Source organism: Jatrophihabitans sp. GAS493, assembly GCF_900230215.1.
Taxonomy (GTDB): Bacteria; Actinomycetota; Actinomycetes; order Mycobacteriales; family Jatrophihabitantaceae; genus MT45.
Map to the genome: position 1 here is coordinate 1,700,469 of NZ_LT907982.1, position 12,243 is coordinate 1,712,711.

Annotated in this window: 12 protein-coding genes; 9 read left to right on the plus strand and 3 right to left on the minus strand. The window is 66.1% G+C overall.

Annotated elements, in window-relative coordinates:
• Positions 1-9 precede the first annotated feature (9 nt).
• Complete coding sequence (locus CPH63_RS07705) at positions 10-594, minus strand: TetR/AcrR family transcriptional regulator (RefSeq protein WP_096302364.1); 585 nt, start codon at positions 592-594, stop codon at positions 10-12.
• A gap of 87 nt (positions 595-681) precedes the next feature.
• On the opposite strand from CPH63_RS07705, the gene CPH63_RS07710 reads away from it, so the two are divergent.
• From CPH63_RS07710 to CPH63_RS07725, 4 genes are all read left to right on the plus strand, one after another.
• Positions 682-1,455, plus strand: a complete 774-nt coding sequence (locus CPH63_RS07710; protein WP_096302365.1) for an enoyl-CoA hydratase/isomerase family protein — start codon at positions 682-684, stop codon at positions 1,453-1,455.
• Between the two features lie 72 nt (positions 1,456-1,527).
• A complete protein-coding gene (locus tag CPH63_RS07715) occupies positions 1,528-2,697 on the plus strand; it encodes an acyl-CoA dehydrogenase family protein (protein WP_096302366.1) in 1,170 nt (389 codons plus the stop codon).
• Positions 2,694-3,803 carry an acyl-CoA dehydrogenase family protein gene (locus CPH63_RS07720; RefSeq protein ID WP_096302367.1) on the plus strand — a complete coding sequence of 370 codons (1,110 nt, stop codon included), beginning with the start codon at positions 2,694-2,696 and terminating at the stop codon, positions 3,801-3,803. The genes CPH63_RS07715 and CPH63_RS07720 overlap by 4 nt, the downstream gene beginning before the upstream one ends.
• Complete coding sequence (locus CPH63_RS07725; RefSeq protein WP_157749368.1) at positions 3,800-4,591, plus strand: SDR family NAD(P)-dependent oxidoreductase; 792 nt, start codon at positions 3,800-3,802, stop codon at positions 4,589-4,591. Before CPH63_RS07720 ends, CPH63_RS07725 begins: the two co-directional genes overlap by 4 nt.
• A gap of 17 nt (positions 4,592-4,608) precedes the next feature.
• On the opposite strand, the gene CPH63_RS07730 is transcribed toward CPH63_RS07725, so the two are convergent.
• On the minus strand, positions 4,609-5,277 hold the full coding sequence (locus CPH63_RS07730) for a PaaI family thioesterase (RefSeq protein ID WP_157749369.1): 669 nt from the start codon (positions 5,275-5,277) through the stop codon (positions 4,609-4,611).
• A gap of 90 nt (positions 5,278-5,367) precedes the next feature.
• Between CPH63_RS07730 and CPH63_RS07735 the strand changes: the two genes are divergently transcribed.
• The 4 genes from CPH63_RS07735 (at position 5,368) to CPH63_RS07750 (ending at position 10,041) form a co-directional block, all read left to right on the plus strand.
• A complete protein-coding gene (locus CPH63_RS07735; RefSeq protein WP_172892179.1) occupies positions 5,368-6,387 on the plus strand; it encodes an acyl-CoA dehydrogenase family protein in 1,020 nt (339 codons plus the stop codon).
• Entirely contained in the window at positions 6,387-7,544 is a 1,158-nt protein-coding gene (locus tag CPH63_RS07740; protein WP_096302371.1) for an acyl-CoA dehydrogenase family protein, read from the plus strand. The genes CPH63_RS07735 and CPH63_RS07740 overlap by 1 nt, the downstream gene beginning before the upstream one ends.
• A gap of 92 nt (positions 7,545-7,636) precedes the next feature.
• Positions 7,637-9,280 carry an AMP-binding protein gene (locus CPH63_RS07745; RefSeq protein WP_157749370.1) on the plus strand — a complete coding sequence of 548 codons (1,644 nt, stop codon included), beginning with the start codon at positions 7,637-7,639 and terminating at the stop codon, positions 9,278-9,280.
• Entirely contained in the window at positions 9,277-10,041 is a 765-nt protein-coding gene (locus CPH63_RS07750; RefSeq protein WP_096302373.1) for an enoyl-CoA hydratase, read from the plus strand. The genes CPH63_RS07745 and CPH63_RS07750 overlap by 4 nt, the downstream gene beginning before the upstream one ends.
• A 7-nt stretch (positions 10,042-10,048) precedes the next feature.
• Here CPH63_RS07750 and CPH63_RS07755 read toward each other — a convergent pair whose 3' ends face one another.
• Positions 10,049-10,933: an SDR family NAD(P)-dependent oxidoreductase gene (locus CPH63_RS07755; protein WP_096302374.1), complete on the minus strand. Its 885-nt coding sequence runs from the start codon at positions 10,931-10,933 to the stop codon at positions 10,049-10,051.
• Positions 10,934-11,018: 85 nt separating this feature from the next.
• On the opposite strand from CPH63_RS07755, the gene CPH63_RS07760 reads away from it, so the two are divergent.
• The gene (locus tag CPH63_RS07760; protein WP_096302375.1) at positions 11,019-12,242 is read left to right on the plus strand and encodes an acetyl-CoA C-acyltransferase; all 1,224 of its coding nucleotides are present in this window, start codon (positions 11,019-11,021) and stop codon (positions 12,240-12,242) included.
• The last annotated feature ends 1 nt before the right edge of the window (position 12,243 follow it).

Below are 12,243 nucleotides of genomic sequence, written 5' to 3' on the forward strand. Positions count from 1 at the left end.
GAGCGGGGATCAGCGGCTCAGGACGCCGTGGAGCACGAACTCGGTGATCTCGCGGACCAGAGCCTTACGGGACTGCCGGTTCGCCCCGCGGTACCAGACCGGAACGTAGGAGAGGATGCCGATGATCGAGTACATCACCACGGTGGGGTCCTGCTCGCGGAACTCGCCCGACCGGACCCCCGCGCGAAGCACCTGACGCTCAAAACGTTCGAAGCGATCGATCCGCCCCTGCAACGACTCCACCTGCTCCTTTTCCAGATTGCTCCGGATCCAGGGAAGCTCCTGGAAGAAGACGACGAGGTCATCGGCCTTGGTCGACACCATGTCGACCTGCAGCTCGACCAGGGCACGGATGCGCTCGGTGGGCGTGGCATCGGCCGGAATCCGGTCGAGCAATTCCATGGTCGCGTCGAGCTGGTCGGAGAGGAGCTCGTAGAGAATCGCGCTCTTGGACGGGTAGTAGTGGTACAGCGTGCCCTTGTTGAGCCCGACCTCGTCTGCGATCAAGTCCATGGTCGCCGAGTCGTAGCCATGAATGCGGATCAAGCGGGCGGCGGTGGCGCGGACTTCGTCGCGGCGAGACGGCCTCGGCATGCTCGTCCTTTCCTCAGAGTTGAGCGTAGCCTACCCGCTATTGGGGATCACCATGCAAGTCACACTGAAGAAATGTAGGGGAAATCTATGGGCGAGTCGCCTTTGGTTGCAACGCGCGAGGGATCGATTCTGCTGGTTCGGCTGAATAGGCCGGAGCAGTTGAACGCACTTGACTGGGACCTGTGTGCCCAGCTTCACCGACTCTGGATCGAGACGGCCGCCGATCGCGAAGTTCGGGTCGTCGTGCTGACCGGTGCCGGGCGTGGATTCTGCGCTGGCGCCGACGTCGGCGATCTCGCTGGTGAGCGGCGTGCGCGTGGCGCCGGTGTGGATGACGAGCTCGCATTTCTGCCCGGCGATCACCTGTCCGTCCCGGTGATCGTCGCCGTGAACGGAGTCTGCGCCGGCGGTGGCCTGCACTTCGTCGCCGACGCGGACATCGCGATCGCCGCTGACCAGGCGTCCTTTCTCGATCCACACGTCTCCGTCGGGCAGGTCAGCGCGCTCGAGCCGGTGTCGCTCGCGCTGCGCGTCCCGCTGCCGCAGATCGCACGACTTGCGCTGCTGGGGCGGTCCGAGCGGTGGAGCGCCGAGCACGCTCTCGCTGTGGGGCTGGTCACGGAGGTAGTGCCCCCGGAGCGCCTGGTCGAGCGGGCCATGGAGCTGGCAAACGTGATTGCCGCGAACTCGCCGGCCGCGGTGGCGGCCACGCGGCACGCGCTGCGTTCGGTGCAGCGTCGACTACTGCATGACGAGCTGGAACAGGGATGGATCGCGGTACAGCAGCACTGGACGCACCCGGACTGCGTCGAGGGACCAACCGCATTCGCTGAGCGACGCCCACCGGCGTGGCAGCTGTGAGATGAGCTCCCAGCCAAAACTTAACCGAACAACCGGTTGACTACGACGGGTCCGGGCTCTAGCGTCAGGCACATGATTGCAGCGCTTGGTGCAGAGCAGATGGAGTTCCTGGCCGACCTCCGCCGGTATCTCGACTCTCTTGACCCTGAACTAATATCGGCCACCAGAGCCGAGAACATTGACGACCCGATGCAGCCCCGCGAGAATGGGCGGCGCTTTCTGAAGCAGATCGCCAGTGACGGCTGGCTGGGGATCTCGTGGCCGGTGGAGTACGGCGGCCAGGGGCGCACGGCCATCGAACAGTGGCTGTTCGCCGAGGAACTCTACGATCGTCGCCTGCCCAACGGCCTACTTACCCTCAACTCCATCGGCCCGACGCTGATGCTGCTCGGCAGTGCCGACCAGAAGGCCGAGTTCCTCCCTCGCATCCGTGCTGCCGAGCTCGAGTTCGCGATCGGCTACACCGAACCCGACGCCGGTAGCGACCTGGCGGCGCTACGAACCCGCGCGGTCAGGGACGGCGACGAGTACGTCATAAACGGGCAGAAGATCTTCACCACTGGCGCCTCAGTGGCGACGCACCTGTGGCTGGCGGCGCGCACCGGTACCCAGGAGTCGCGGCACAAAGGCGTCAGTGTGTTCATCGTTGCGATGGACACGCCGGGGATCTCCATTACGCCGATCATCACCCAGGGCGGGGAGCGGACAAATACGGTCTTCCTCGACGACGTGCGTGTGCCGATCAGCGGGCGTGTAGGTGAGGAGAACGCCGGCTGGGGAGCGATCGTCTCGGCACTGAACTTCGAGCGCATGTTCTATCACAACGAACCGCGCTGGGAGCTGCGACAGCTCATCGGGTGGGCCACGGACGAAGGCCTTCTCGAGGGTGACTCGCCGGAGTCGCTCGAATTGCAATCGGTTGCCGGCGAGTTGGCCGTCGACGTGGAGATCTGCCGGCTGTTCGCGCTGCGCGGCGCGAAGATTCTCGCTTCCGGACGAGTCCCGTACGCCGAGGCGTCGGTCAACAAGATCTGGTGGGGAGAACTTCGCCAGCGCATCTGCAATACCGGCCTGGATCTGATCGGCGAGGCAGGCACGATCGCCGACTCCTCGGAGTACGCCCCGGCTCACGGACATCTCGAACATGGGCTGCGCTCGTCGCCGGTGTGGCGATTCGGAGGCGGCACGAACGAGATTCAACTAGACATCATTGCGACTCAAGGATTGGGCATGCCTCGATGAGCGACACCGACCTGACCGAGAACGAGTCCCTGCTCGCGCAGTCGGCCCGTGACTGCTTCTCCGACTTCGTCGACAACACCTACCTCAACGAGCAGCAACAGTCGGAGGATGGCTTCGAAGTCGGCCGTTGGAAGCAGATGGTTGATCTCGGTTGGACCGGGATCAACCTTGCCGAGGGAGTGGGCGGCGCCGGCGGCACGCTGGCCGAGGCTGGCGTCGTGGCTCGTGAGTATGGATACGCCGCGTTCGCCTCGCCACTGTTGCCGACGATGCGTGCCGCGACGGCGTTGGGCACGCTGAACGACGGGCGCTTCGACGAGGTATTGACACGTATCGCCGACGGTTCGGCTGCGTCGATCATCGCCCCGCCGGACCGCACCCTGCGTGCTGAGGCGCTCTCCGGCGGGGGTTACCGGCTCTCCGGAACGCCGACGCTGGTCGAGTGGTTTCACGCGAGTACCGACGTCGTCCTGTGTGTGCCATTGGCGGACTCCGACCGCTGGCTGATGGCCACACTCAACCGCGACCAGCTCGACACCTATGGCGAGGCAGTACCGAGCATCGACAACGAGCGCATAGCCCGTCTCGATCTCGACGGTTTCGAGTTGTCAGCATCAGCACTGACGCGAGAAGAGAGCGCCGAAGCCTGTGGGTATGCATTGGCCCGCGCGAACCTGCTGCGCGCCAGCGCGATGGTCGGGGGGGCCCAGGCTGTGGTGGACAGGAGCGCGCAGTATGCCCTGGTGCGAGAGCAGTTCGGTCAGAAGATCGGTAGTTTCCAGGCGATCCGCCATCATTTGGCCCGGATGGTAATCGCCACCGACGCGGCCCGCCTGGTGACGGATGACGCGCTCACCCGTGCGACGGTCGACGCTGCGGAGACGGCGATCGCTGAAGTGGCGCTCTTCGTCGCGGGACGCTCCTACGTCGAGGTGGTCCTCACCGGCGCCGAGGTGCATGCCGGTGTGGGGACCACGGTGGAGCACATCATGCACCACCACTACACCCGTGCCAAGGCGATGCAGCTACGCGCCGGCAAGCGGGCAAACCGGCTTCGCGAGATCCACGCGGCGCTGACCGTGCGCCACGAGGGAAGCATCTGGTGACGCTCAACGCCGGACGTGTCGCCGTCGTCACCGGCGGTGGCCGCGGGCTCGGGCGAGCAGCCGCGCTGCGGCTAGCCGGTGAGGGCGCTGACGTCGCTGTGTTGGCTCGCTCCGCTGACGAAATAGACAAGGTTGCCTACGAGGTCGAGGCATGTGGTGTGCGCAGTCTGGCTGTAACGGTCGACGTAGCCTCGGCGGACGACGTCGAGGAGGCCTGCAGCCGGATCGAGAAGGAGTTGGGTGGTGTAGACATCCTGGTCAACAACGCCGGCAACATGCTCTACAAGCCACTCGTGCCGCTGCCCGGTCTCGAGACATTCGCGCCCGGGTTTGACCTTCCAACAACCGACGCGGAGTTCGAAGCAGTCCTCGACGTGCATCTATTCGGCGCGGTGCGGATGCTGCGGGCGTTCGGTCCGGGGATGCTCGAGCGCCGGCACGGGCGAGTCGTAAACGTCGTCTCGAACGTCGTTCGGCGTACGGTGCCATTCTGTCTGAGCTACGACACCGCCAAGGGCGCCCTGGTTCAGCTGACGAGGTCGTTGGCGCGCGAATGGGGGCCGTACGGCGTTACCGTCAATGCCATCGCGGCCGGGCACTTCCACACCTCGATGAGCGCCGCACAGTTCGAGAACGACTCAATATATAAGAAGATGGTGAAGCGCATACCCGTGAAGCGGGGCGGCGACCTCGAGGAGTTCGCTGCGCTGGTGGCGTACCTGAGTGGCGAAGAAACCGGGTTCGTCACGGGTGAGACGATTGGCATCGACGGCGGCGAGACGCTCTAGCGCGGTGTTGCGTCCTTTCACTGCTGGTCGGGGCGCAACGCGAGGTAGAGGGCGGTGGCCTCCGCGCACAGCCGCTCGCCGTCGCGCAGTTCACCGCGCAGCCAGCGCTTTCGTCCGTCGATCTCGTCGGCGTGTAGGTGCAGCCTCACCGGCTGGTTGATCGGGGTGATGCTGCGAAAGTCGATGGTCAGCGAGGCGGTTCGTGACCGGGTGGTGTCGTCGAGGTCGGCCAGCATGCCGAACCCGTCGTCGAAGGCGAGGGCAACGGCGCCACCATGGGCTGCGCTGTTGTTGCCGGAGTGGAACGGGCCGAACACAGTCTCAAACAGAATCTCAGTGCGACTCCAGGAGATCAACCGCAACGGTGGGCTGAGTGTTTGGCCGCGACCGGGGACGTTGAGCAACTTTCCCCAGAGTTGATCGTCGTTGGCGACCGCATGCGCCCCGAGCGCATCCAGAGCCTGCGAAATGTGCTCACGCACGGTCTCGACCACCGCAGACGGTGGGGCGGTCGACGCGACGGCGTGCTGCAGTCGGCGCAGATCGCCGACCAGGTCGGGCCACGCCGGCGCTGAGCGCTCGAGCGCCTGTTCGCACCACGCACGCCAGTAATCACCAAACGGGAACGGCTTGGAGGGGTCCGCCACCTCGGTCTGCTTCATCTCGCTCCGCACCCTCTCAGTCATGAAAGTTGTTTCCGATACGCACTTGCGCAGGACGTACTCAACCATATAGTTGAGTAAATGTCGCTGCCCGGTGACCACGGACGGAGTGCAATGGATCTCGCATTGAGCGCGGATCAGGTCGAGATCGCCGAGACGTTCTCGGACCTGTTCGCCAAAGAGTCGACGACGGAACGTACCCGCCTCGCCGAGGAAGCTGGCTTCGATCTCGCGCTGTGGAAGACGGTGGCCGGCGTCGGACTACTGGGTATCGCGGTCCCGGAAGACCGCGGCGGAAGTGGACAGGGGTTTCTCGAGTTCGGGCTGGTGGCTGAGGCCGCCGGACGGCAGCTCGCTTGTATCCCGCTGGTCGAGTCGGCGGTCGCGCTCCACGAGCTCGCCGGTGCTGCCGAAGTGGCGCACCTTCTGGAGCGGGCGCTGACGGGCTCGCCGATCGTGGTGGTCGCGCCACGCCCGGCCGAGGATGGCGTTGCCCGTATGGTGCCGGGCGGCGCGGTCGCGGACGCTGTCCTCGCACTCGATGATGACGAACTCGTCCTGGTCGAGAGCGCTCCGGGCGTCGCGATCAATGAACTCGGCTTCGTCGCCGCTGCTGACCGCCCCGTGCGCGGCGACGAAGCCGTCCGACACGTCCTGGCCAGCGGTAGCCAGGCCAGTGCCCGCTGGTCGAGCGTGCTGGGGCGTTGGCGGCTCGGTGCCGCATCGGCTGCTGCGGGACTGGCGCATCAGGCGCTGGAGAGTGCCGCGGGCTACGCCAAGCACCGCCGTCAGTTCGGTGTGCCGATCGGCTCATTCCAAGCCATCTCGCACTCGCTGGCCGAGGTCGCCATGGCCGCCGACGGGGCGCTCCTGCTGGCCCGGGAGGCGGCCTGGCGACATGACATGGGCCTCGACTCATGGCGGCTGCAGGCGGCGACCGCCTACGCCTTTGCCACCGAGACCGCGGTGACGGCCGCGGCAGCCTGCCTGCACGTGCACGGCGGCTACGGCTTCACCCTGGAGTACAACGCCCAGCTGTACCTGCGGCGGGCCAAAGCAATGATGCTGCTCGGCGGTGACCCGGAACAGGTCTGGGAAGAGGTCGGCATCGCGACAGTTGGGGGAGGATTCTGATGGATTTCGCGCTGGACGTGCGGACCGAGCAGTTGCGCGCCGAGGTGCGGCAAATGATCCGCGAACACCTCACGCCCGCCGTGGCCGAACGAGTCGCCGCCACCGGCGGCAGCCGACACGACCCGCAATTCCATGCCGAAATGGCCCGTCGTGGTTGGATCACCCCGAACTGGCCTGAGCGTGAAGGCGGATTGGGCTGGGACCGAGGCGACTTGGACGTGATGCATGAGGAGTTCGTGGTCGCCGGAGCGCCGGTCATGGGCGTCGCACTGACCCGGATCGTGGCCGAGACGCTGCGCCGGGTCGGTACTGAGGAGCAGAAGCAGCGGATCCTGGGGCCGGTGCGAGCCGGAGAGTTGGTCATGTGTCTCGGTTATACCGAGCCGGAGGCCGGTTCTGACCTGGCGTCGGTGCGCACCGCCGCGACCAAGGTCGAGGGAGGCTGGGTGATCACCGGGCAGAAGATCTTCACGACCCTTGCCGACCAGGCTGACTACGTATGGCTGCTTGCCCGCACCGACCCGCAGGCCCCAAGACATGCCGGGATGACGATCTTCCTAGTCCCGACGAACGCCCCGGGCTTCTCGTTGGCACCGGTGCACACACTGAGCGGCGAACGGACGAACATTACGTACTACTCGGAGGTCTTCGTCGACGACACGGCGCTCGTCGGCCAGCCGGGAGATGGGTGGCGGATCGTCAGTCTTGCGCTGGCCTTTGAACGCGGTGGTGAGTTCACCGGGCTGCTCCGCCGACTCGTCGAGTCGACCACTGAATGGCTGCGTGAAGCCGGCCCGGTCGTGACGGCCAGGGCTGCCCGGCGGTTGGGACGCGCGATCGCCGAGGCCGAGGTGTCGCGTCTGCTCGGTGCTCAGGCCTCAGCGGCGCGCAGTGCCGGAGACGGCGGATACGTCCAAGGAGCCATGGCGAAGGTGTACGCGACGCAATCCCTGCAGCGCACCACCAGTTCGCTACTCGATGCCACTGGGGAAGCCGGGATGCTGAACCCGGGCTCGGCCGCCGCGCCGGGCGCGGGGGATATCCAACTGCTGTACCGCGAGTCGCAGATCGCCACGATCTACGGCGGGTCCAACGAGGTGCTCAAGACCGTGATTGCGCAAGGCCGACTGGGTCTGCCGCGCGCGACGCGCGCCTGACGATGACGGCGTTTACCAACTGATCGGTTGACTTCGTTTCGCGCGCGTCTTAGTCTCCGGTTGCGAACAATCGCACGCGCGTGGAGGTCTTGGTGGTCGCAGAAAACGAGTACGACTGGAACCTGGCGGACGTTTGGGAGGCAGTCGCCGGCGTCCTGCCGGACGCGCCGGCACAGATACACGGTGCCCGCGCGTTCACGTGGTCGCAGTTCGAGCAACGCGCCAATGGCCTGGCCAGCTCACTGCTTGACGGTGGGGCGAGCCGGAACGACCGACTCGCGATCTTCCTGCGTAACAGTCCGGAATATCTTGAAGCCTCGCATGCCGCGTTGAAGATCGGCATACCGGCGGTCAACACGAACTACCGCTATGGCAGTGACGAACTGCGCTATCTCTGGGACGACGCCGATGTCACCACCGTCGTGTTTCATGGTTCATTCACCGACCAGGTCGCTGCGGTGCGTGACAAGACGCCGAAGATACGCACTTGGATCCACGTGGACGACGGCACTGAGGCCTGTCCGGCCTGGGCCGTCCCCTACGAGCAGACCCTGGTGGCCACCAGCGACGTGGTGCGTTCGTCGTGGGGCAGGCATGGCAGTGACTTGTTCCTGCTCTACACGGGCGGGACGACCGGTCTACCCAAGGGCGTCATGTGGCGCAGCCTGGACTTTCTCGAGCAGACGAACGCTGTCTCCAAGATCAACTACTCCCTGGAACGGGGCCCAGCGGGTATCGCAGACGTGCTTGCCGCGCCGGGCCGGGTCCACGTCTCGGCCAGCCCGTACATGCACGGAACCGGCCTGTTCGGTGCGTTCATAACGATGCACGAGGGCGGCACGTGCATCTCGCTCACCAGCCCCGGCTTCGACGCGATCGAATTGCTCGACGTGATCGACCGTTACCGGGTGTCGGCGTTGTCCATGACGGGCGAGGTCTTTGCTCGGCGGATTCTCGACGCGCTGGACGCTGAGCCGGGGCGCTGGGATGTCTCGTCGATGCGTGAGGTGTTGAACTCCGGCGCCATGCTCAGTGAGGCCTCCAAGCGTGACCTTCTCGACAACTGGCCGGAGGTGACCCTGCTAGACGGGTTCTCCTCCTCGGAAAGCTTCGGTCTGGGCTGGTCGGTGGCAACCAAGGGGAACATTCCCGCGACCGGTCGATTCACCCCCGGCGCGACCGTGTCGGTGCTCGATGACGAGGGCAAGCCGGTCCGGCCCGGATCAGACGCGCCCGGTCGGCTGGCCATCGCCGGTCGGGTGCCGCTCGGGTACTACAAGGACACGGCCAAGTCCGAAGGCACCTTCGTCGACATCGACGGTGTCTTGTATGCGCTGCCCGGCGACAGAGCGACGGTGAACCTCGACGGCACGATCCAGTTGGTCGGGCGCGACTCACTGTGCATCAACTCCGGTGGTGAGAAGATATTCACCGAGGAGGTCGAGTCGGTAATCCTCGACCATGAACTCGTGACTGACGTGCTGGTGGTCGGTCTACCCGACCCGGTATGGGGTCAGCTGGTCACCGCCGTGGTGAGCACCCGAGCCGGCAGCACGCTGACGCAAGACGAGGTGGTGGCCCACGTGAAGACGCGCCTGGCTGGATTCAAGGCACCGAAGCACCTCGTGCTGGTGCCCACAGTGCCGCGCGCTCCGAACGGCAAACCCGATTACGACGCGGCCCGCGCGCTCGTGCAGGCGAGTCGCGCCGCTGTCGCAGGGATGGCGGGGCAGTGAGCGTCACACTCGCCCGCGCCGATGGCATCGCACGCATCACCATCGACAACCCCGGCCGTCGCAATGCGCTGACCCCCGCCGATTTCGCGACACTCCGTGACCTGCTCGGCGAGGTCGCGGATACCCCCGGCGACCGCGTGCTGATCGTCGCCGGTGCCGGCGGAACGTTCTGCGCCGGAGCGGATCTGTCGGATGGCCCTCCCGAGTCCTCGGTGATCGCGGCGATGCGCCCCATCCATGAGACGGCCCGCGCGCTACACCGGCTGCCCCAGCCGGTGATCGCGGCGGTCGAGGGGCATGCCGTCGGAGCCGGGATGAGCCTCGCCCTCGGCTGCGACATCGTCCTGGCCTCGACCTCGGCGAAGTTCAGCCAGATCTTCGTCAAGCGCGGTCTGTCACCCGACTTCGGCAGTTCCTGGTTGCTGCCGCGGCTGGTAGGAGTTCACATGGCCAAACGACTGGCGCTGCTCGGTGACATCATCGATGCCCAAGAGGCGTTGCGATTGGGCATCGTCGCTGAAGTAAGTGAACCCGATGACTTCCAGCAGACCGTGGACCGATGGGCCGGTCGGCTGGCGGAGGGCCCGCCGATGGCGATGGCATTCACCAAGCAGTTGATCGATCAGTCGTTCTCGACGAGCTTCGACGACGCCCTCGATGCGGAGGCGGCGGTCGCCGCCGTGAACAGTGTGTCCGAGGACGCCACCGAGGCGTTCAAGGCCTTCGCCGAAAAGCGCACGCCGACCTTCAAGGGACGCTGACGGGCGTTCAACTATTCGGTAGCGCTACCGCGTCGTTCGGGATCGTCCAGTTGCTGGTGTCGAGGACCTCGCCGATGTGGGCAGCGATATCCTCCGGGGTGGCGTCCGGGTTGGTGTAACCGGCGGTCTCTCCGATGAAGTCGCGGGCAAACCGTCCAGCGGTGGCGAAGATGATCTCGCCGCTGAGGCTGCATGATTCGTGCACCAGGTAGGCCACAGCCGGCGCGACCTTGTCAGGCGACATGGCCGCGTGCAGGTTGTCAGGAAGCATCGCGGCGGTCATGGCGGTGGCCGCCCCCGGGGAGAGGATGTTGACCCCGATCCCGTACTTGGCGCCTTCGATGGCCAAGGTGCGTCCCAGGCCCACCATGGCCGCCTTCGCGGACGCGTAGTTGGCCTGTCCGGGGTTGCCGAAGAGGCCGGCGACCGAGGTTGTCACGAGCACCCGGCCATACTGCTGCTCACGTAGATGGCCCCAGGCGGCCCGGGTCAGCTGCAGAGCTCCGTGCAGGTGAACGGCGAAAACATCATTGATCTCTTCGTCCGACATCTTTCCGAATGACCTGTCGCGCAGGATGCCCGCGTTGTTGATCACGATGTCGACCCGGCCATAGGCGTCCAAGGCGGTCTGGACGAGCGCCGCCCCGGCGCCGGGATCGGCGATCGAGGCGTTGTGTGCGACCGCGTCGCCGCCGGCGGCCACGATGTCGGCGACCGTCCGTGCCGCCGGCGTGGTGCTCTGGCCGTCGTCGAGGTCTATCTTGACATCGATGTCGTTGACGACGACCTTGGCGCCCCTCGACGCGAGCAGGCTCGAGTAGGCGCGGCCGAGGCCACCTCCTCCGCCGGTGATGATGGCGACGCGGCCGTCGAAACGAAGTTGCTCGGTCAAGGTTCTACCTCCGGATTCGGTGCCGCGTGGACAGCGGCGATGCAACTATAGCCAACCGTGCAGTTGGTTTGCTAGCGTTTGAACTGTGAAAGATGCAGTCATCATCGACGCCGTCCGTACGCCCCGAGGTAAGGGAAAGCCCGGAGGTGCGCTGAGCGCGATCCACCCGCAGGAGCTGCTGGGTGGAGTATTCCAGGAACTCGGGAAGCGGTCCGGCGTGGATCCCGCCGAAGTCGATGACGTTTTCACCGGCTGCGCGAACGCGATCGGCGATCACGGCGACAACATCGGACGATTGGCCGTGCTCGCCGCGGGCTGGCCGGCTGAGGTGTCGGGGCTGACGCTCAACCGGATGTGCGGTTCCGGCCAGCAGGCGGTGAACCTGGCTGCAGCCCTCATCGAGGCCAGACAGGCAGAGATCGTCGTGGCGTCCGGGGTCGAGATGATGTCGCGCTACCCGGCGGCCGACCGCGCGACCCTGGACGGCGGCAACGAGTTGCTTCGACAGCGGCACCCGATCGTGCCGCAGGGAATCTCCGCCGACCTCATTGCGAGCCTCGAGGGCTTCTCCCGCGAGGACGTCGATGCCTACGCGGTCGAATCGCAGCGCCGCGCCGCTGTCGCGATCGGCGAGGGACGCTTCGATCGGTCGATGGTGCCGGTCGTCGGCCCGGACGGCGCCGTGGTACTCGACCACGAGGAACTGCCGCGGGCGAGCGGGTTGGCCGATCTGGCCAGGCTGAAGGCGTCGTTCACGACACTGGGTACCGTCACCCTTGACGGCTACGATGCTCCGTTCGATGAGATGGCCCGGCGGGTTTACCCGCGGGTAACCGAGGTCGACCACGTACACCATGCCGGCAACTCCTCTGGCCTCGCGGACGGAGCCTCGGCGATCCTGCTCAGCAGCGCGGGCTCGGCCCGGGCGCACGGTTGGAGGCCGCGGGCGCGCGTCGTCGCCACCGCGGTTGCCGGCGCGGAGCCGGTGATCATGCTGACTGCCCCCGGACCCGCCGCCCGCAAGGTGTTGACCCGGGCTGGCATGACCGTCGGCGACATCGATCTCTTCGAGGTGAACGAGGCCTTCGCGTCGGTCGTGCTGAAGTTCCTGGGGGATCTGAACGTCGAACAGGAGAAAGTCAACGTCAACGGCGGCGCGATCGCCCTCGGCCACCCCATTGGTGCGAGCGGCCCGCTGCTGCTCGCAACTGTGCTCGACGAGCTTGAGCGCCGCGACCTGTCGACCGGCCTGGTTACCATGTGCACCGGCGGCGGTATGGCCACCGCCACGATCATCGAGCGAGTGTGAA